At 71.8% G+C, this 18,330-nt stretch carries 20 protein-coding genes; 8 read left to right on the forward strand and 12 right to left on the reverse strand.

Annotated features, from left to right (window positions below; genetic code table 11):
• Positions 1–48 precede the first annotated feature (48 nt).
• Positions 49–942 carry an alpha/beta hydrolase gene (locus AB0F77_RS00400; protein ID WP_361938905.1) on the forward strand — a complete coding sequence of 298 codons (894 nt, stop codon included), beginning with the start codon at positions 49–51 and terminating at the stop codon, positions 940–942.
• 17 nt (positions 943–959) lie between these two features.
• On the opposite strand, the gene AB0F77_RS00405 is transcribed toward AB0F77_RS00400, so the two are convergent.
• Complete coding sequence (locus tag AB0F77_RS00405; RefSeq protein WP_361938908.1) at positions 960–1,853, reverse strand: NYN domain-containing protein; 894 nt, start codon at positions 1,851–1,853, stop codon at positions 960–962.
• A gap of 171 nt (positions 1,854–2,024) precedes the next feature.
• Between AB0F77_RS00405 and AB0F77_RS00410 the strand changes: the two genes are divergently transcribed.
• Positions 2,025–2,177 (forward strand): hypothetical protein, encoded by a 153-nt coding sequence (locus tag AB0F77_RS00410; RefSeq protein ID WP_361938911.1) that lies wholly within the window; start codon positions 2,025–2,027, stop codon positions 2,175–2,177.
• 142 nt (positions 2,178–2,319) lie between these two features.
• On the opposite strand, the gene AB0F77_RS00415 is transcribed toward AB0F77_RS00410, so the two are convergent.
• The 4 genes from AB0F77_RS00415 to AB0F77_RS00430 all read right to left on the reverse strand — a co-directional run bounded on the left by AB0F77_RS00415 (position 2,320) and on the right by AB0F77_RS00430 (position 5,403).
• Positions 2,320–2,925 (reverse strand): MarC family protein, encoded by a 606-nt coding sequence (locus AB0F77_RS00415; RefSeq protein ID WP_361938914.1) that lies wholly within the window; start codon positions 2,923–2,925, stop codon positions 2,320–2,322.
• 56 nt (positions 2,926–2,981) lie between these two features.
• Positions 2,982–3,839 (reverse strand): PHP domain-containing protein, encoded by an 858-nt coding sequence (locus tag AB0F77_RS00420; protein WP_361938917.1) that lies wholly within the window; start codon positions 3,837–3,839, stop codon positions 2,982–2,984.
• Positions 3,840–3,980: 141 nt separating this feature from the next.
• Positions 3,981–4,622: a DUF6758 family protein gene (locus AB0F77_RS00425; protein WP_361938920.1), complete on the reverse strand. Its 642-nt coding sequence runs from the start codon at positions 4,620–4,622 to the stop codon at positions 3,981–3,983.
• 196 nt (positions 4,623–4,818) lie between these two features.
• Complete coding sequence (locus tag AB0F77_RS00430) at positions 4,819–5,403, reverse strand: suppressor of fused domain protein (RefSeq protein ID WP_361938923.1); 585 nt, start codon at positions 5,401–5,403, stop codon at positions 4,819–4,821.
• 499 nt (positions 5,404–5,902) lie between these two features.
• Here AB0F77_RS00430 and AB0F77_RS00435 point away from each other — a divergent pair, with 499 nt between their 5' ends.
• Positions 5,903–7,036, forward strand: coding sequence for a magnesium and cobalt transport protein CorA (locus AB0F77_RS00435; RefSeq protein WP_361938926.1), 1,134 nt, complete (start codon positions 5,903–5,905; stop codon positions 7,034–7,036).
• Between the two features lie 42 nt (positions 7,037–7,078).
• Entirely contained in the window at positions 7,079–7,576 is a 498-nt protein-coding gene (locus tag AB0F77_RS00440) for a hypothetical protein (RefSeq protein ID WP_361938929.1), read from the forward strand.
• A 101-nt stretch (positions 7,577–7,677) separates the two neighbouring features.
• Here the strand turns inward: AB0F77_RS00440 and AB0F77_RS00445 are convergent, their stop codons facing one another.
• Entirely contained in the window at positions 7,678–8,418 is a 741-nt protein-coding gene (locus AB0F77_RS00445; protein WP_361938932.1) for a hypothetical protein, read from the reverse strand.
• Positions 8,419–8,617: 199 nt separating this feature from the next.
• On the opposite strand from AB0F77_RS00445, the gene AB0F77_RS00450 reads away from it, so the two are divergent.
• The 3 genes from AB0F77_RS00450 (at position 8,618) to AB0F77_RS00460 (ending at position 11,758) form a co-directional block, all read left to right on the forward strand.
• The gene (locus AB0F77_RS00450) at positions 8,618–9,928 is read left to right on the forward strand and encodes a CBS domain-containing protein (RefSeq protein WP_361938935.1); all 1,311 of its coding nucleotides are present in this window, start codon (positions 8,618–8,620) and stop codon (positions 9,926–9,928) included.
• Entirely contained in the window at positions 9,918–10,505 is a 588-nt protein-coding gene (locus AB0F77_RS00455; RefSeq protein WP_361938938.1) for a DUF1003 domain-containing protein, read from the forward strand. The genes AB0F77_RS00450 and AB0F77_RS00455 overlap by 11 nt, the downstream gene beginning before the upstream one ends.
• Positions 10,506–10,624: 119 nt before the next feature.
• On the forward strand, positions 10,625–11,758 hold the full coding sequence (locus tag AB0F77_RS00460; RefSeq protein ID WP_361938941.1) for an Mrp/NBP35 family ATP-binding protein: 1,134 nt from the start codon (positions 10,625–10,627) through the stop codon (positions 11,756–11,758).
• Positions 11,759–11,818: 60 nt separating this feature from the next.
• On the opposite strand, the gene AB0F77_RS00465 is transcribed toward AB0F77_RS00460, so the two are convergent.
• The 5 genes from AB0F77_RS00465 to sigE form a co-directional block, all read right to left on the reverse strand.
• Positions 11,819–12,493: a hypothetical protein gene (locus AB0F77_RS00465; RefSeq protein ID WP_361938944.1), complete on the reverse strand. Its 675-nt coding sequence runs from the start codon at positions 12,491–12,493 to the stop codon at positions 11,819–11,821.
• Positions 12,494–12,756: 263 nt separating this feature from the next.
• Positions 12,757–13,215 (reverse strand): sec-independent translocase, encoded by a 459-nt coding sequence (locus tag AB0F77_RS00470; protein WP_361938947.1) that lies wholly within the window; start codon positions 13,213–13,215, stop codon positions 12,757–12,759.
• A gap of 130 nt (positions 13,216–13,345) precedes the next feature.
• Positions 13,346–15,148 carry a trypsin-like peptidase domain-containing protein gene (locus AB0F77_RS00475; RefSeq protein WP_361938950.1) on the reverse strand — a complete coding sequence of 601 codons (1,803 nt, stop codon included), beginning with the start codon at positions 15,146–15,148 and terminating at the stop codon, positions 13,346–13,348.
• Between the two features lie 135 nt (positions 15,149–15,283).
• A complete protein-coding gene (locus tag AB0F77_RS00480) occupies positions 15,284–16,231 on the reverse strand; it encodes an anti-sigma factor (protein ID WP_361938953.1) in 948 nt (315 codons plus the stop codon).
• Positions 16,228–16,941 carry an RNA polymerase sigma factor SigE gene (sigE, locus tag AB0F77_RS00485; protein ID WP_361938956.1) on the reverse strand — a complete coding sequence of 238 codons (714 nt, stop codon included), beginning with the start codon at positions 16,939–16,941 and terminating at the stop codon, positions 16,228–16,230. The genes AB0F77_RS00480 and sigE overlap by 4 nt, the downstream gene beginning before the upstream one ends.
• 234 nt (positions 16,942–17,175) lie before the next feature.
• Here sigE and AB0F77_RS00490 point away from each other — a divergent pair, with 234 nt between their 5' ends.
• On the forward strand, positions 17,176–17,874 hold the full coding sequence (locus AB0F77_RS00490) for an O-methyltransferase (RefSeq protein ID WP_361939640.1): 699 nt from the start codon (positions 17,176–17,178) through the stop codon (positions 17,872–17,874).
• Positions 17,875–17,964: 90 nt separating this feature from the next.
• On the opposite strand, the gene AB0F77_RS00495 is transcribed toward AB0F77_RS00490, so the two are convergent.
• Positions 17,965–18,132, reverse strand: coding sequence for a DUF3117 domain-containing protein (locus tag AB0F77_RS00495; protein WP_018544333.1), 168 nt, complete (start codon positions 18,130–18,132; stop codon positions 17,965–17,967).
• Between the last annotated feature and the right edge of the window lie 198 nt (positions 18,133–18,330).

Genomic DNA, 18,330 nt, shown 5'->3' on the forward strand with positions numbered 1-18,330 from the left:
CCGCGGCCCGTCTCCCTCACCGCCCTCCGCTCCCGATAGCCTCTGCTCATGAGTAGGCCGCCTTCCTTCGTTCCGCCTGTCGGTGCTCGTGCCTATGCGTTGCGCACCGCGCGCGGGGAGTTCGCCGTCGTTGATGCCCCCGTCGCCGACGGAGTCGAACCGCGGGGCGTCGCGCTGCTCGTGCCCGGGTTCACCGGGAGCAAGGAGGACTTCAACCCGCTGCACCTGCCGCTGGCACGGCGCGGGTACCGGACCGTCGCCGTGGACGGGCGGGGACAGTTCGAGTCGGACGGCCCCGAGCACGACGAATCCGCCTACGCGCAGCAGGAGTTGGCGCGCGATCTGCTCGCCCAGGTGGAGGCGCTCGGCACCCCCGTGCATCTGATGGGCCACTCGCTCGGCGGCCAGGTCTCCCGCGCGGCCGTGCTCCTCGACCGCACCCCCGTCCACTCGCTGACCCTGATGGCCTCGGGCCCGGCGCAGATCTCGGCCTCCCAGCAGCAGCGAGTGAAGCTGCTGCGCGACGCCCTCGCCGTGATGTCGATGGCCGAAGTGTGGGACGCGATCCAGGCGATGGAGCCGCCGGAGGAGACGGAGACCGGGGAACTCGACGCCGGCCTGGACGACCGGGAGGATCTGCGGCGTCGCTGGCTGGGCAACAAGCCCGCCCAACTCATCGCCACCGGGCGTCAGTTGTGCACGGAACCGGACCGTGTCGCCGAACTCGCCGCGCTGCCGCTGCCGTTCCACGTGCTGTCGGGCTCGATGGACGACACCTGGCCGGTGGGCCTGCTGGACGAGATGGCCGTACGGCTCGGGGCGCGTCGGACGATCGTGGAGGACGCCCAGCACTCGCCCAACACCGATCAGCCGCTCGCGACGGCCACCGCACTGGCCGACTTCTGGGACGACACCGCGGGCTCCGAGGACACCGCGCGCTGATCGTCGGTACCGCGTCTTCAGTACTGCGTCTGAAGGTGCTCCCAGAAACCGTCCCGCAGCGCGCGGCGCAGGTCCGCCTGCCCGCGCAGGGAGTACTGGAGCAGTCCCTCGGCCTCGACGAGGAGGTCCTGGTCGACCGGGCCTGGGAGATAGGGGTGGCCGGGCAGCAGCTCGACCAGGGCTCCGCGACCCCGCGAGGACAGCCATTTCGCCGCGATCTGCGCGCCGACGAAACGAACGTCCTCGCGGCTGGGTCTGCTGGTCGTGGCGTCGTAGGCGGGGGCGGTCCGCCGGGAGACGTACGGCTTGAAGAAGTCGAGGTCGAAGGTGCGCTGGCTGTCGACCTCCCAGAGCAGCGGTTCCGCCTGGTTGCGCCCTTCGGGTGCCTCGATGCCCCAGAGGTGCACCCGGGCTCCGTACCCCTGGGCCGCCTCCACCGCCGACACCAGGTCCTCGTCGCCGCCGATGAGCGCCGCGTCGCTGATGGCGCGGTGGCGGGCCAGTGACTCCAGGTCGGTGCGGATGAGGGAGTCGACACCCTTCTGCTGGTTGTTGGCGTTGAGGTTGCCGAGGCGCACCTTGACGTCGGGGAGTTCGGCGATGGACTGCTGCTCGGCAGTGTGGATGCGGCGTCTCGCGCCGTCGTACCAGTACACCCGGAGCAGCCTGCTGTCCGCGAAGATCGTGCGGGCCCGGTCGATGAGCGCCTCGATCAGACCCTCCGCGTCAAGGTCGAAGGCCCGCCTGTCCTCCGTCCCGGCGATCAGTCGGCCCGCCGCCGCGTACACATAACCCGCGTCGACGAAGATCGCATGGGTCGAGGGCGTCTTCGCCACTTCGGCGAGCATGCGCTGAAGCAGCTCGTTCGTGTTGTCGATACGAGCCTGGAGGGCCGAGAGGTCTTCGTTCATCACCGCCATTGTCCCGGCGGTCACGCTGCGAACACAACCGGTCCCGGTCAGTCTCCTCAAGACCACTTACCGGTCGGTAATTAGACGTTCGAAAATTTTCTTTAGCGTAGGGAATGTTTGTAACACGCAGCCCGTTGACTGAAACGGAACAACGCGACGAAGGGAGAGGCCATGCGCTTCGAAATCATGCGACTCGACGAGGTCGACGGCACGACCGTGGACAGTACCGTCGTGGACGCCGCCTCCGTCAACCAGATCGTGCAGCAGGCCGCGGCCATAGGACAGCGGCTCTGGATCCGTCCGGCCGAGAACACCGCCTCCTGACCGGGGCGACGGACGACGACGTGACTGATGACTGACGACGACTGACGAGACAGACGCGGAACACCCGCAGTGGCTTCAGAGCCCCCGTACGGCACCGGCCGTACGGGGGCTCTGCGCGTACGGGGCCCTCGCGTGCCCGGTGTCAGCCGCCCCCGACCACCTGGGTGATCCCGTTGATGATCTGCTGCACGGCGATCGCGGAGAGCATCATGCCCGCGAGCCGGGTCACGAGGACCACACCGCCGTCCTTGATGACCCGGATGATCAGCAGCGAGTAGCGCATCACCAGCCACAGCACGACGTGGATGGCGAGGATGGCCACCCAGACCGACACCTGGGTGGCGACGCCGTGGGCCTTCTGCACGGCCAGGATGACCGACACGATGGCACCCGGGCCGGCCAGCAGGGGCATGCCCAGCGGGACGAGGGCGACGTTGACGTCCTTGGTCTGCTTGGGTTCGTCGGTCTTGCCGGTGAGCAGGTCGAGCGCGATCAGCAGGAGCAGCAGCCCGCCCGAGATCATCAGCGCGGGGACCGAGACGTGCAGGTAGCCCAGGATCTGATGGCCGAGCAGGCCGAAGACGGTGATCACACCACCGGCCACGCAGACGGCCTGGAGCGCCATCCGCCGCTGCACCTTGCCGGGGCGTCCCGCGGTCAGCGCGAGGAAGATCGGGGTGATCCCGGGGGGATCCATGATGACAAAAAGGGTCAGGAAGAGGGAGCCGAAGACGGCGACGTCGAACATGCTTGAAGGGCCTTGCGGAAAGAACGAGCAGGTGGAGGTGGGCGCGGGGGCGGGAGTCAGGCCCCGCCGGCCCCCGGCACCGGGAACGCCCCGGTGGCCCGCCGGGTGATCTCCCCGTACACCTCGGGGTCGGTCGTGCACGCGCCCAGCGTCACGGTCTTGCGGCTGCCGTGGTAGTCCGAGGAGCCCGTGACCAGCAGCCCCAGCTCGGCGGCGAGCCCGCGCAGCCGGGTCCGGGCGTCGGCGTCATGGTCGGTGTGGTCGACCTCGATGCCGTCGAGTCCGGCCGCGGCCATCTCGGCGATGGCGGACTCCGGTACGGTGCGGCCCCGCTTGGCGGCGGCCGGGTGCGCGAAGACGGTGACCCCGCCGGCCGCCTTGACCAGGCGGATCGCCTCGAAGGGGTCGGTCTCGTGCTTGGGGACGTAGGCGCGTCCGCCGTCGGCGAGCCACTCCTGTGTGAACGCGTCGCCGACGGTCGGCACGACACCGAGGTCGACGAGCGCGGAGGCGACGTGCGGGCGGCCGACGGAGCCGCCGGCGGCGATGCGGTCGACCTGCTCCCAGGTCACCGGCACACCCAGTTCGTTCAGCTTGGCGACCATGGCGCGGGCCCGGGGCACCCGGTCGTCCCGGACCAGCTCGCGTTCGGCGAGCAGGGCGGGCTCCTCCGGGTCGAAGAGGTAGGCCAGCAGGTGCATGGAGACGCCGTCGACGCGGCACGACAGTTCGGCGCCCGTGACCAGGGTCAGCCCCTCGGGGAGCGCGGCGACGGCCTCGGCGTAACCGCGGGAGGTGTCGTGATCGGTCAGCGCGACGACGTCCAGCCCGGCCGCGGCGGCGTTGCGCACCAGCTCGGCGGGGGTGTCCGTACCGTCGGACGCGGTGGAGTGGCAGTGCAGGTCGATACGCACGACACGACTCCAGACACCGACGATCAGAAAAGGACACCTAAGAATAACGGCACGCAGCGCCCCGAAGGGGCACGGGGAACCGCGCGACCGGCCCCCACCGGTCCGCGGCCGCGTCACCACCGGACCATGCCCCCCGGGGCGCTACGGCTGGAGCAAGCGCGGCGACAACGCCCCGCAGGGCACCAGGTCCAGTTCCGCACCCGCGTCCCGCAGGTCCGTGAGCACCAGCTCGTCGTACATGATCAGCCCGGTCTGCTCGGGCCACACCACCGCCCACAGCCACATCCCCAGCGCCTCGCCGGCGAACACCGCCCGGTCGTCGGGGGCGTCGGAGACGTGCCACAGCGGCGTCGGACGGCCGGCGGCGAGCACCTTGGCCTGGGGCGGTTTCTCGACGTTCATGCACGACCCGGGGTCGAGTCCGTCGATCCCCGCGTACCGCGCGCCCAGGCCGACGCCGAGTTCCTCCGCGACCAGGATCAGCTCACCCATGCCGCCCAGCGGGCCCGGCCCCGAACAGGCCACGGCCGTCGCGCGGCCCCCGCTGCGGTCGTCGCCCGCGGAGGCCACCCCGGTGAACAGCCAGCCGACGGGCAGCGGCCAGGGCATCCACACCGGCACCTGCGTGCGGTGCACGACCACGGTGAGTGCCTCGACGCTGGGCGGGATCACGGGCTGCAGCGGATGCACCGTCCCGTGCACGTCGCACTGCCAGGAATCGGCGAAGAGTCCGGGAGCCCTGACCCGGCCACCACACTTCGGGCAACTGGGTTCGCCCCTCATAGGGCCCCACGGTCCTACCCCCGTCCACTTACGTCAAGGACGATCACCCGACCGGACGACGTGACCCCGGGGAGCGACCTTCCCCGGCCGCCGGCGCGGACCCGTGGGCCGGGCCGGGACCGGGCGTCACCGTTCCCCAACCGGTGGGATCCGGACGGGTGTTGGTGAGTTCCGTCACCCGGCCGGCGGAAGGGCGTCAGTCGAGCGGGACCGTCGCGCGGGCCGGGTCGCGCAGGTCCGTCCCGTGCGCGAGCCAGCGTTCCTGGAGGGCCTGGGCGCCGTGCACCCGCTTCCACGCGGCCTCGTTGGGCGTCATCGGCAGCAGCGGCAGGAACCGTACGGCGTCCATCGGCTCGTCGAGCTCCAGGTCCTCGACCAGGCCGCCCGGTTCGCCCACCAGGACCGAGGTGAAGGGGGCCCCGGGCCACAGCGACTCACCGACGTCCAGTGAAGCGCCGGGAGCGACGACGACACCCTCGACCTGCGGGGACGCGCCGAGCACGGCCAGCGGGCGGAGCATCTTGTCGGTGTCGGCGAGCCCGGCGCGCACGGAGAGGACGAGTTCGGCGCGGGGGCCCTTCACGGGGTCGGCGAGCACCGCGGTGGGGTCCGCCATGGGGTGCGCGGACATCCCGAGCGTGGCGTAGCGGACGACGTCCCCCTCGTGGAAGCGGAGCACCTCGATGCGGTCCGTGCCGAGGAAGGTGACGGCGGCGCGCGCGTCCGGCCGGCCGAGCGCCGTGCTCAACCGTGCCTCGACAAGGGGGAGAACATCAACCATGCGGGGAGCATAGAACTCGTCAGTAGCGGGCAAAGCGGCGCCTTGACACTTCGGGCGGCTGCTACTCTGGGCCGGTGGTTCGGGACAGCGCACTGGGTTGACCCCAGGCCCCTGGGCCCTCCGACAGCACCGGAGGAGCCGCGATCGGGTCCCGACGCCGCTGGGACTCCCTTACGAGGGACCGGCCGGAGGAGGTGGGGCTGTCATGGATCGAAGTCGACCGTGCAGTACCACTCGCTCTTCCGGCCGTTGATGTAGTTGCTCCGGCTGGCCGCCACCTTCACGTCTGCTTCGTCATACGGAAGAGCGCTTCGTTTCGCTTTGCCTGATCTTTCTGATCCGCGTGATCTGACTCAGTAGCGAAAACGCCACCGCGACGGTGCGGTGCTCCCCGCTTTGTGGACGTGCCAAACATCCGCACTCAGGACGTCCTCATTCCGGGTAGTTCCACCCGCCGCATGCGGTCTTTCGCTGCCACTTGCGAAGGAGAGCCTGCCCCATGTCGATGATCCGTGACCTGCGTGCCGTGGTCCGTCCCTCCCGTCCGTCGCTGCGCAAGGGCGGACTGCGCGTGGACACCGGTGCCTACGACACGACGCGCGACCCCTCGACCCCGTCGGCCGTGGTCGACTGCGCCGTCTACCGCGACGGCGCCAGAGTGCAGAGCCCGGGACCGCTGACGCCGCACGAGGCGATGCGGCAGGTACGCCGTGACGGCGGCTTCGTGTGGATCGGCCTGCACGAGCCGACCGAGGCCGAATTCTCCGGGATCGCAAGCGAGTTCGGGCTGCACCCGCTGGCCGTCGAGGACGCCGTGCAGGCGCACCAGCGGCCGAAGCTGGAGCGGTACGACGACTCGCTGTTCACCGTGTTCAAGACCATCCACTACGTCGAGCACGACCGGCTCACCGCGAACAGCGAGGTCGTGGAGACCGGTGAGGTCATGTGCTTCACGGGCCGGGACTTCTTCATCACCGTCCGGCACGGCGGGCAGGGCTCGCTGCGGGCGCTGCGGCACCGGCTCCAGGACGACCCGGAGCTGCTCGCCAAGGGCCCCTCGGCGGTGCTGCACGCCATCGCCGACCACGTGGTCGACGGCTACATCGCGGTCGCCGACGCGGTGCAGGACGACATCGACGAGGTGGAGACGGAGGTCTTCTCGCCGGGGCGCCGGGGCGGGGTGTCGCGCGGTGTGGACTCGGCGCGGATCTACCAGCTCAAGCGTGAGGTGCTGGAGTTCAAGCGGGCGGTGTCGCCGCTGCTGCGGCCGATGCAGCTGCTGAGCGAGCGGCCGATGCGGCTGATCGACCCGGACATCCAGAAGTACTTCCGCGACGTCGCCGACCACCTGGCCCGGGTGCAGGAGCAGGTGATCGGGTTCGACGAACTGCTCAACTCCATCCTCCAGGCCAATCTGGCGCAGGCGTCGGTCGCGCAGAACGAGGACATGCGCAAGATCACGGCGTGGGCGGCGATCATCGCGGTGCCGACGATGGTGTGCGGTGTGTACGGGATGAACTTCAAGTACATGCCCGAGCTGCACTGGAAGTACGGCTACCCGGTGATCATGGGGATCACGGTCGCCCTCTGCCTCGGCATCCACCGCACGCTGAAGCGCAACGGCTGGCTCTGAGAACCGGGGCCGCGACGGGGGTCCGCTGGCTAGGCTGAGCGCATGACAAGTGAGCTCGTCGAGGAGGCCACGAAGAAGTCCGGCCTCGTGTGGGTCAGGGGTGCGGAGGCGCCGGCCGCGCGTTCGCTGTGGCACGTGTGGCACGAGGGCGCGGTGTGCCTGGTCGGTGACGGGCCCGGGGAGCAGCCGCTGCCCGGACTGGTCGACGGGGGCACCGCCGAGGTGACCGTGCGCAGCAAGGACAAGGGCGGCCGGCTGGTCGCCTGGACCGCGGCAGTGGCCGAGCTGGCGCCCGGGTCCGAGGAGTGGGAGGCGACGGTCGCCGAGCTGAAGGGCAAGCGGCTGAACGCGACGGACGGCGAGGCGATGCCGGACCGCTGGGCCCGGGAGTGCCGGGTGCTGCGGCTGACACCGACGGGTGTGACGGCACCGCTCCCCGACGACGCACAGTCCGCCCCGCCGCTCCCGACCCCGGCCACCACCCGCCGACCGGCCCCGGCGAACCTCCCCCGCCTCCTGGCCAGGCGCAGGAAGAAGTGACCGCGGGCTGACCGCCGCACCGCCGAACACCCCCGCAGCGGCCGAGTACCGCCGTCGCGGGGGTTTCTTCGTGGTGGCCGGTGACCGGTGACCACCGTCGCCTACGACGTGGGCAGTTGTTGGCCGTAGTCGACCGTTTCGTCCTTCGGGGGTTCCGGCACGTCGAACTGCTCGCCCCAGGCCGAGAAGCCGAGCGTCCCCGCCTTGCCGCCCCGCTCCAGCCGGAGCGGATAGGGCTTGCCCTCCAGGGAGACGTCCAGCGTGCCGCCCGAACCCCCGTCACCGGTGATGCGGATGGTGCGGGTACCCGACTGCGTGTGATGACCCCCGGTCGCCAGCTTGCCGTGCAGGGTCAGCAGACCGTCGAGGAGGGCGTCCTTGTCCGTGAAGCCGCTGAACTTCTGGTACGCCGGGTCCCCCTGCGGCACCTTCACGTACTTCCCGCTCAGCTTCTCCGCCGCCGAGGCCCCGCCGCCGTCGGCGTGGTTCCAGAACCCCGAGTCGGCCTTGAGGTACAGCTGCTCCCCGATCCGCAGCAGCCGGAACGACGCCCCCTTCGAGCTGACCGACCCGGTCCCCCCGTCGTCCTTCAGCCGCATGTCGAGCGTGTACGTGCGCCCGCTGGTCACCACGCTCCCCGACACCCGCACCGTCCCGGCCGCCTCCGCCGCGGCGCGCGAGGCCGACTGGATCTTCGCCGCGGGCAGCTTGCCGACGCCGTTGGTGCCGGCGTCCGGGTCCTCGCTGCACCCCGTGAGCACCGCCGCCCCCGTCACGACCAGTGCGCACGTCGCGGCCGACAGCGCGGCACGGCGGATTCGGACCGGGCGGGTGACAGTCACAGGCGGGGCTGCCTTTCTGACGGATCCTGAGCGGCGTACGGCAGCGTACCGGGGCCGCCCGCACCGGGCGGAGCCAGTCCGTCCGGACCGCTCACCAGGGCGTACCCGATCCGGACGGGCTAGCCTGAAGCCCACCGAGCGGGCAAATCGGAAAAGGAACGCGGTCAGCAGCAGTCCCGTAGGCAAAGGAAGCACTCCCATGGCAGCCGGCGCGCCCCGGATCTACGTCTCGCACCTCGCCGGCGTCGCCGTCTTCGATCCGAACGGCGACCAGGTGGGCCGGGTGCGGGACCTCGTCGTGATGCTGCGCGTGGGCCGCCGGGCCCCGCGGCTGCTCGGGCTGGTCGTCGAACTGTCCACGCGGCGCCGGATCTTCCTGCCCATGACCCGGGTGACCGGCGTCGACACCGGCCAGGTCATCACCACCGGCGTCCTCAACGTCCGCCGCTTCGAGCAGCGGCCCACCGAGCGGCTGGTCTTCGGGGAACTGCTCGACCGGCGGGTCACACTCGTCGAGACGGGCGAGGAGGTCACCGTCCTCGACCTCGCGGTGCAGCAGCTGCCGGCCCGCCGGGACTGGGAGATCGACCGGTGCTTCGTGCGCAAGGGCCGCAAGGGGGGCGCCTTCCGCCGCGCCAAGGGCGAGACGCTGACCGTGGAGTGGTCGGCGGTCACCGGGTTCTCGCTGGAGGAGCACGGGCAGGGCGCCGAGAACCTGCTCGCCACGTTCGAGCAACTGCGCCCCGTCGACCTCGCCAACGTCCTGCACCACCTGTCCGCCAAGCGCCGGGCCGAGGTCGCCGCCGCCCTCGACGACGACCGGCTCGCCGACGTGCTGGAGGAGCTGCCGGAGGACGACCAGATCGAGATCCTCGGCAAGCTGAAGGAGGAGCGCGCGGCGGACGTCCTGGAGGCCATGGACCCGGACGACGCGGCCGACCTGCTCGCCGAGCTGCCGGAGGCGGACAAGGAACGGCTGCTGGGCTTGATGGAGCCTTCCGACGCCGCCGACATGCGCCGGCTGATGTCGTACGAGGAGCACACGGCGGGCGGTCTGATGACCACCGAGCCGATCGTGCTGCGGCCGGACGCCACCGTCGCCGACGCCCTCGCCCGGGTCCGCAACCCCGACCTCTCCCCCGCCCTCGCCGCGCAGGTGTACGTGTGCCGGCCGCCCGACGAGACGCCGACGGGCAAGTACCTCGGCACGGTCCACTTCCAGCGGCTGCTGCGCGACCCGCCGTACACGCTGGTCAGCTCGCTCGTCGACGACGACCTCCAGACCCTCGCGCCGGACGCCGCGCTGCCGGTCGTCGCCGGGTTCTTCGCCGCGTACGACATGGTCGCCGCGCCCGTCGTCGACGAGGCCGGTGCGCTGCTGGGCGCGGTCACCGTGGACGACGTGCTCGACCACATGCTGCCGGAGGACTGGCGGGAGACGGAGTACCACCTGGATCAGGGGGACCAGGGGGACGCTGTCGGCGAGGGGGCGAGCACGCATGGCGCCTGAGCGCGAGACGGTCACCGCCCGCGAACGCACCCCGACCGGTGCCACGGCCGCCCCCAGGCCGCGCACCCCCCGTCTGGACCAGCCGCGTCCGCCCCGGCGCCGGCTGCTGCCCGAGTGGGACCCGGACGCCTTCGGACGGCTGTCGGAGAAGATCGCGCGCTTCCTCGGCACCGGACGGTTCATCGTCTGGATGACGGTCGTCATCATCCTGTGGGTGCTGTGGAACATCGCGGCGCCGGCCGGGTTGCGCTTCGACCAGTACCCGTTCATCTTCCTGACGCTGATGCTGTCGCTCCAGGCGTCCTACGCGGCCCCGCTGATCCTGCTCGCGCAGAACCGGCAGGACGACCGCGACCGGGTCAACCTGGAGCAGGACCGCAAGCAGAACGAGCGGTCGATCGCCGACACCGAGTATCTGACCCGCGAGATCGCGGCGCTGCGCACGGGGCTCGGCGAGGTGGCGACCCGCGACTGGATGCGCTCGGAGTTCCAGGACCTGCTCAAGGAGGTGGAGGACCGGCGCCGCCACGACGGACACCTGCCGCTCCCGGCGGAACGGCCAGAGCGGCCCGAGTGATCGGAGTGGCCGGAGCGGCCGGAGCGGCCCCCGTGATCCGGACGGCCGCCGGGGCGTGACGCAGAAGTCCGGTGACAGGGCTTTCCGTGGGCCCGGAGGGTCGCCGTACCATCGTGGTTATGGCTACGGAAGACGCGGTGCGCGAGGCACTGGCGACGGTGAACGACCCGGAGATCAACCGACCCATCACCGAACTGGGGATGGTCAAATCGGTGGAGATCGGGGCGGACGGGGCGGTCGCGGTCACCGTGTACCTGACGGTCTCCGGCTGCCCGATGCGCGAGACCATCACGCGGCGGGTGACCGATGCGGTCTCCCGGGTCGAGGGCGTGACCGGCGTCGACGTGACGCTGGACGTGATGAGCGACGAACAGCGCAGAGAACTGGCGAGCGCGCTCCGCGGCGGCCAGGCCGAACGCGAGGTCCCCTTCGCCAAGCCCGGCAACCTGACCCGGGTCTACGCGGTCGCCTCCGGCAAGGGCGGCGTCGGCAAGTCCTCGGTGACGGTGAACCTGGCGGCGGCGATGGCGGCCGACGGTCTGAAGGTCGGTGTCGTGGACGCCGACATCTACGGCCACAGCGTGCCGCGCATGCTCGGCGCGGACGGGCGGCCCACCCAGGTCGAGAACATGATCATGCCGCCGGCGGCGAACGGTGTGAAGGTCATCTCGATCGGCATGTTCACCCCGGGCAACGCCCCGGTCGTCTGGCGCGGTCCGATGCTCCACCGGGCACTCCAGCAGTTCCTGGCGGACGTGTACTGGGGCGACCTGGACGTCCTGCTGCTCGACCTGCCGCCCGGCACCGGCGACATCGCCATCTCGGTCGCCCAACTGGTCCCCAACGCCGAGATCCTGGTCGTGACGACGCCTCAGCAGGCGGCGGCCGAGGTCGCCGAGCGCGCGGGTTCCATCGCCGTGCAGACGCACCAGAAGATCGTCGGCGTCGTCGAGAACATGTCGGGCCTGCCCTGCCCGCACTGCGGCGAGATGGTCGACGTCTTCGGCACGGGCGGCGGTCAGACCGTCGCCGACGGCCTGACCCGCACCACGGGCGCCACGGTCCCGGTCCTCGGCAGCATCCCGATCGACGTCCGCCTCCGTGAGGGCGGCGACGAGGGCAAGCCGGTGGTCCTGACCGACCCCGACTCCCCCGCGGGCACGGCCCTGCGCGCCATCGCGGGCAAGCTGGGTGGCCGTCAGCGCGGCCTCTCGGGCCTGTCCCTGGGGCTCACGCCGAAGAACAAGTTCTGAGGCTCCGCACGGCACCACCGGCGAAGGGGCGCCACGACACCCGTCGGCGCCCCTCGTTCGTCACTCGTACGCGGCGATGTCCTTGACCACCGCGAACCCGAGCCCGTACGCGCTCATCCCCCTCCCGTACGCCCCCACGTGCACCCCCGCCTGCGTGGACCCGGCGAGCACCCACCCGAACTCCGACTCCCGGTAGTGGAAGGACGTGGGCACGCCGTCCACCGGCAGCGACAGCGTCGACCACTCCGGCCCCGACAGGTCGTCGGCCAGCTCCCACGCCGTCTCGGTCTGCTGCTCCAGCCAGTCGTCGCGCAGGCTGTGGTCCATCTGGCCGGGCCAGGTGAAGGACAGCAGCCCCACACCCGCCAGCCAGGCCGCGGAGGACACCGACGTGGCCTCCAGGACACCTGTGCCGTCGGGGCTGCGCCGTACGGGGTTGGCCGCGACGGTGACCACGGCGGCGAACTTCTCGCGGGGGTCGTTCGCGGCGGCGGCCACCACGTGCTCGTTGCGCACCGAGGGCTCGTCGCCGTGTCCGATCGCCCCGTGCTCGACGGTCCCGTCGGCCGCCGTACCCACCTGCATCAGCCAGCGCGGCCCCGTGAACGCCTCGTCGAGGCCGTACCAAGGGAAGGGCGCCAGCAGGTAGCCGTCGACCGTACGCCGGGCGGAGGGGAACTGTCGTCCGCCCTCCGCGCCGGGCGCCTGCGCGACCGCCCCACTTGTCGTCTCCATGTGCCCGGACGCCTCCTCGCTCTCGTCGGATCGGGCGGCCCGCCCCCCTTCGGGCGTACTCGTCCGGTCCGCACAACAACTCGGCAGCATATCCACACCGCTTCGGGCCGCCACGAAAGCGAACGGTGCGTGGGTCGTGAGGACGGCCGATTCCGGGTGCACGGAGGGCCGGTTCCCGGTGCACGACGGGCGTACGGCGTATGAAACGCGTCACGTCCCGGTGCGCGGGCGCACCGGGACGTGCAGTTCAGGGCCCTACCGGCTCAGGTGGCGTCCGCGTCGAAGGGCGGCCGGTCGTCCTTTCCGGACTCCTCGGGCTTCTTCGTCATGTCGATACGGCCACCCGGGGTGGACCCGGACGCCGAAGGGGACGACGCCGACGACGAGGACGAGTCGCCGTCGCGGCTGTGGACGGCGTCCGTGACCTCCGCCATCTCCTTCTTCAGGTCGAAGCCGTTGCGGAGTTCCTTGAGCCCCAGTTCGTCGCCGTCCATCTGCTTGCGGATGAACGTCCTGGGGTTGAGGTCCTCGAACTCGAAGTCCTTGAACTCCGGGCCGAGTTCCTGGCGGATGTCCTGCTTGGCGTTCTCCGAGAACTCTCGGATCTTCCGGACCGTGCGCATCACGTCCTGGATGACCTTCGGGAGCTTGTCCGGACCGAAGACGAGAACGGCGAGCACGACGAGCGTCACCAGTTCGAGCGGTCCTATGTCATTGAACACCTGAAGCTCCTTGCGATGTCCTCGGTCCTCGGCCCTCAGTGGTGTGGTGCGGGTGGTTCCGTGGTCCGGGCCGGGTCCACGGTACCCGGCGTTCCTGTCCGACCGGTACTGTCCCGAGGTGAGGTTTCTGTCAGTTCTGGTCGGACGAGCCCAGTACCAGTGACACCCGCCGCTCGTGGCCCGCGCGCTCGACGGTCAGGCCGAGGCGGTCGCCGGGGCGGTGGGCACGGGTCCTGACGATCAGTTCCTCGCCCGAGTGGACGCGCCGGCCGTCGACCTCCGTGATGACGTCGCCGGACTTGAGGCCGGCCCGGTCGCCGGGTCCGCCCACGGTCACCGCGGGGCCGCCGTCGCCGCCCCTGCTGCCGATGCGGGCGCCGTCGCCGTCGTAGTTCATGTCGAGGGTGACGCCGATCACCGGGTGGGTGGCCCGGCCGTCGTTGATCAGTTCCTCGGCGACGCGTTTGGCCTGGTTGACGGGTATGGCGAAGCCGAGGCCGATGGAGCCGGCCTGGCCGCCCTCCGTCTCGGCGGCGTCGTCGGCGGAGCGGATGGCCGAGTTGACGCCGACGACACGGGCCCTGGCGTCGAGCAGGGGGCCGCCGGAGTTGCCGGGGTTGATGGGCGCGTCGGTCTGCAACGCGTCCACGTACGACACGTCGCTGCCGTTGTTGTCGCCGCCGGACGTGATGGGGCGTTCCTTGGCGCTGATGATCCCGGAGGTGACGGTGTTGGCGAGGTCGAAGGGGGCGCCGATGGCCACCACCGGGTCGCCGACCTGGACGTTGTCGGAGTTGCCGAGGGGCAGGGGGGTGAGGCCGCGGACGCCCTTGACCCGGACGACGGCGAGGTCGTAGCCGCTGTCCCGGCCGACGACCTCGGCCGGTGCGGTGTCGCCGCCGCTGAAGGTGATCGTGATGTCGCCGCCGGGGCCCGCCGGTTCGACGACGTGGTTGTTGGTGAGGATGTGGCCGCGGGTGTCGAGGACGAAGCCGGTGCCGGTGCCCTGTTCGCGGCGGCCGGTGACGTGCAGGGTGACGACGCTGGGCAGGGCGCGGGCGGCGATCCCGGCGACGCTGTCGGCGGGCCGCCCCGACGGCTCCTTCCCGGCCTGGGGCAACTCCACGGTCCCCACGCCCCCGTTGCGCTCCAGATACGACCCCACGAACCCCCCGCCGACGCCGGACACGACCGCGACGACCAACACACCCCCCACGACCGCCTTCCAGCCCCTACGCCGCCGCCCGCCCAGACCCGGCCCGACAGCCCCGGTCCGCTGAAGAGCCCCCGACGCACCCCAGGGGTCATAACGCCCCCAGGGGTCGGCGTCGGCCGGAGGCACCGTCGGCGTCGGCTCGTCGGTTGTCGGGTCGGGCGCGGGCGCGGGTGCTGCTTTCTGGGGTGGGACAGGGGCGGTCGGCCGGGGTGGTTGCGGCGGTGGTGCGTCCGTGTCCCCGGCGGGAGCCGCCGCGGGGTGCTGGACCGGTGGGGCGGGGGCCCAGGGGCCCGGTCGGCCGTAGGGCGGGGTGCCGTAGGGGTCGGGGTCGTGCAGCGGCCTCGTCCGCTCGCCCACCGCCGGACCGGCGGGGAGGTCGTCGCTCACCGGCCCGGCGACGGGCAGGGCCAACTCGAAGTCCCCGCCCCCGGGTTCGGCAGCACCGCGCGGGACGGCGTCCGCCGAGCGCGCGTCCGGCACGGGCGCCGCGGCATCCCGCGTCGCACCCTCCGGACCCCGCCCGCCGGCCTCGGCCGCGTCGGCCGTCCCCGGCGCCACGGCGTCGTGGACGGCACCGCCACCGTCAGGCACGGGCGGATCGGCCTTCCCCGGCTCCCCGGCCGTCGTAGGCGCGCCGACGGCGTCCACCGCCGCCTCCGGGTTCCGCTCGGTGTCCTCGGGGGACGGCAGTCCGTCCGTCGGGTTCCCCTCGTTCATGTTCTCCCCAGCGCCGGTCGTGGCCCGGCACACCGGCGGGGTCACGGAACGTCTCCTCCGTGCCCGCGACGCAGTCCCGGCGCACGGCCCGCACAGGATTCAACCAGGTTCGCGGAGGCGTCGCGCGGGGCCCGGTCAGGGAGCCGGGTACGAGGTGGGGGTGACGGTCGTGTCGGGGACGGGCGCGGCGAGCAGACCGGACGCGGGGACCTGGGGAGCGGTCGTCCACGCGGTCAGGGCGATCGGCGGGTCGGTGTTCAGCGGACGTATCAGCGGGGACATCGCTGCGGCGCCGGCCATGACCGGCGTGGTCAGCGAGGTCGCGACCTGGTGCGCCCCGCCCGCCGCGGACATCCCGGGCAGCAGCGGCGCGGACACCGAGGTCGGCGCCGCCGGCAGCTGCCCCATCACCGTGCTCTGCGCGAGCAGGGGCGCGACCGAGCGGCGGCGCTGGCTGTCGGGTGCCGTCGCCCCGCTGGTGCCCGCCGTGCGCGCCGGGGTCACGTTGCTGCCCGTGCCCGAGCCGCCGCGGGCGTCCGCGGCGGAGTCGCCGGGGATGCCCGTGGTCACCCCGCCCAGGGCGACCGCGGCCAGCGAGACCGCCCCGGCGGCGACGAACGCGAACCGCATCCCGCGCGAGGCGGGGCGCTCGGCGTCCTGCCGCGCCACGGGGTGGATGCGGAAGCCGCGGTCGGCCGGCGCGGGCGCCCCCTGGGGGCGCACCGGCACGTAGGCGAACTCGAAGCGGTCGTCCTCGTCCGCGTCGAAGACCCCGGCGTCGCCGAGGAAGCCTCGACCGTCGAGCGGCGGGCCGCCGCCGTCCGTGTCACCGCCCCCCGGCAGGCCCTGGAGGCGGGCCAGGAAGCTCTCGGAGGGCGGCGGGGGCGCCGCCTCCGCGAAGACGTTCTTCAGCCGCCGCTGGGCGTCCGCCTCGGCCTTGCACTTGGCGCAGGTGGCCAGGTGGGCGAGGACGCGCTCACGCGACTCATGGCTCAGCTCCCCGTCCACCAGGGCGGAGAGCCGGTCTCCCAGATGCTGCTCTGCGAGGTGTCCCTCCGCAGGGTTCGGCCGTGATCCACTCACGCGGTCGCGCCCCCTCCTCCCAGAGCGGGAACGCGGGGCACGAAGGAGCGGCGCTCGGCGGCGCGCGCCTCCGGGGAGCGGTGCGCGAGGGCCTTGCGGAGCTGGGAGCGGCCGCGGTGGATGCGCGAGCGGACCGTGCCCAGCTTGACTCCGAGGGTCGCGGCGATCTCCTCGTACGACAGTCCTTCGATGTCGCACAGGACGACGGCGGCGCGGAACTCGGGTGCGAGGGTGTCGAGGGCCTGCTGGACGTCGGCGTCGAAGTGCGCGTCGTTGAACGCCTGCTGCGGGGTGGGCTCGCGGCTGGGCAGGCGCTCGGCCGCGTCCTCCCCGAGGGCGTCGAAGCGGATGCGCTGCTTGCGCCGGACCATGTCCAGGAACAGGTTGGTGGTGATGCGGTGCAGCCAGCCCTCGAACGTGCCCGGCGAGTAGGTCGACAGGGAGCGGAAGACCCGCACGAAGACCTCCTGGGTGAGGTCCTCGGCGTCGTGCTGGTTGCCCGTGAGGCGGTAGGCGAGCCGGTAGACGCGCCCGCTGTGCATGCTGACGATCTCCTCCCACGTGGGCGGAGTCCAGGTCTGCCCGTCCCCGTCGGTGGCGAAGGTCGCGGTCTGGGCCTCGCCGGCGGGGCCGGCGGTGTGGCTGGGGTCAGCAGCGGTGTCGTTCACGGATTTCGGCCTGCCTGCCGACCCGAGGAAGCGCCGCAGCACTCCTCCCCGGTCTCCGGGCGCGGCCGCACCTCCCCTGTCGGCTCTGGTGGTGTCCAGTGGAGCCCCTACCATAGCCACCTCGCCCGTTAGCTCCGGATAAGCGGTTTTACGAGAATTTGATCTGGGCTGACACGGCTCGTGGGCCTGCGTCAGCACTTGCTCGGCGTCCCGGTCCATCCCCTGTCCCCCGTCCTCTCACCGACTGGCGTCCCACCCCTGTAAACGCCCGGTCCCATCTGCGGGTTCCCGGCGCCAACGGATACAGTCACGCCCAGGCAACCACGGGGACAGGAGAGGGTCATTACCGGCAACCGGCAGACGAGCTGGGCGTTCGCCGACGCCTTTGTCGCCGAGGACGACGCGCTGCGCTGGGCCCGTGAGCGGGCTCGCGAGGCAGGGCTGCGCTCGGTGTCGCCCAGCACGGGCGCCGCGCTGCGGTTGCTGGCCGCCTCGGTGGACGCGAAGGCGGTCGCGGAGATCGGCACGGGCTGCGGCGTCTCCGGGATGCACCTGCTGTTCGGCATGCGGCCGGACGGGGTGCTGACCACGGTGGACTCCGAGCCCGAGCACCAGCAGTTCGCCCGGCAGGCGTTCCGGGCCTGCGGCTTCGCCAGCAACCGGGCCCGGTTCATCCCGGGCCGCGCCCTGGACGTGCTGCCGCGGCTCGCGGACGCGGGCTACGACCTGGTCTTCTGCGACGGCGACCGGCTGGAATATCTGGACTATCTAGCTGAATCGTTGCGTCTGCTACGGCCCGGCGGGCTGGTCGTGTTCGAGGGCGTCTTCACCAACGGGCGCACCGTCGACTCGGGTCCCCAGCCCACCGAGGTGCTGCGCGTGCGGGAGCTGCTGCGGACGGTGCGCGAGAACCAGGAGCTGACGCCGTCGCTGCTGCCGGTGGGCGACGGGCTGCTGTGCGCCGTCAAGCCCTGAGCCGTCGGGCCCCGAGAGGTCGCATCGAAAGCGGCTGCCCCGGTACCGCGTGCGGTACCGGGGCAGCCGAAGGATATGGTCGCTTCCGCGTCAGACGACGACCTTCTTGAGGGCGTCGCCGAGCGCTTCGGCCTCGTCAGGGGTCAGCTCGACGACGAGCCGACCGCCGCCTTCGAGCGGAACGCGCATGACGATGCCCCGCCCCTCCTTGGTCACCTCGAGCGGGCCATCGCCCGTCCGCGGCTTCATGGCCGCCATGCTCGTTCCCCTTCCTGAACCCAGCTCATCGTCAGCCGACGGCCCCTGGGAGGGCACGCGATCCCTCACGGGACACGCGACACCGGCATCGAACACATTGCTTCCCGGCCATTATCCCGCATCTCGGGACCCGATGACCAACATCAGTCGGCATCGCTTGGGCAACGCGCGCGAGCAAAACCACTCAATTCGGGGATG

Origin of the sequence: Streptomyces sp. NPDC026672, assembly GCF_040638185.1 — a bacterium.
GTDB lineage: Bacteria > Actinomycetota > Actinomycetes > Streptomycetales > Streptomycetaceae > Streptomyces.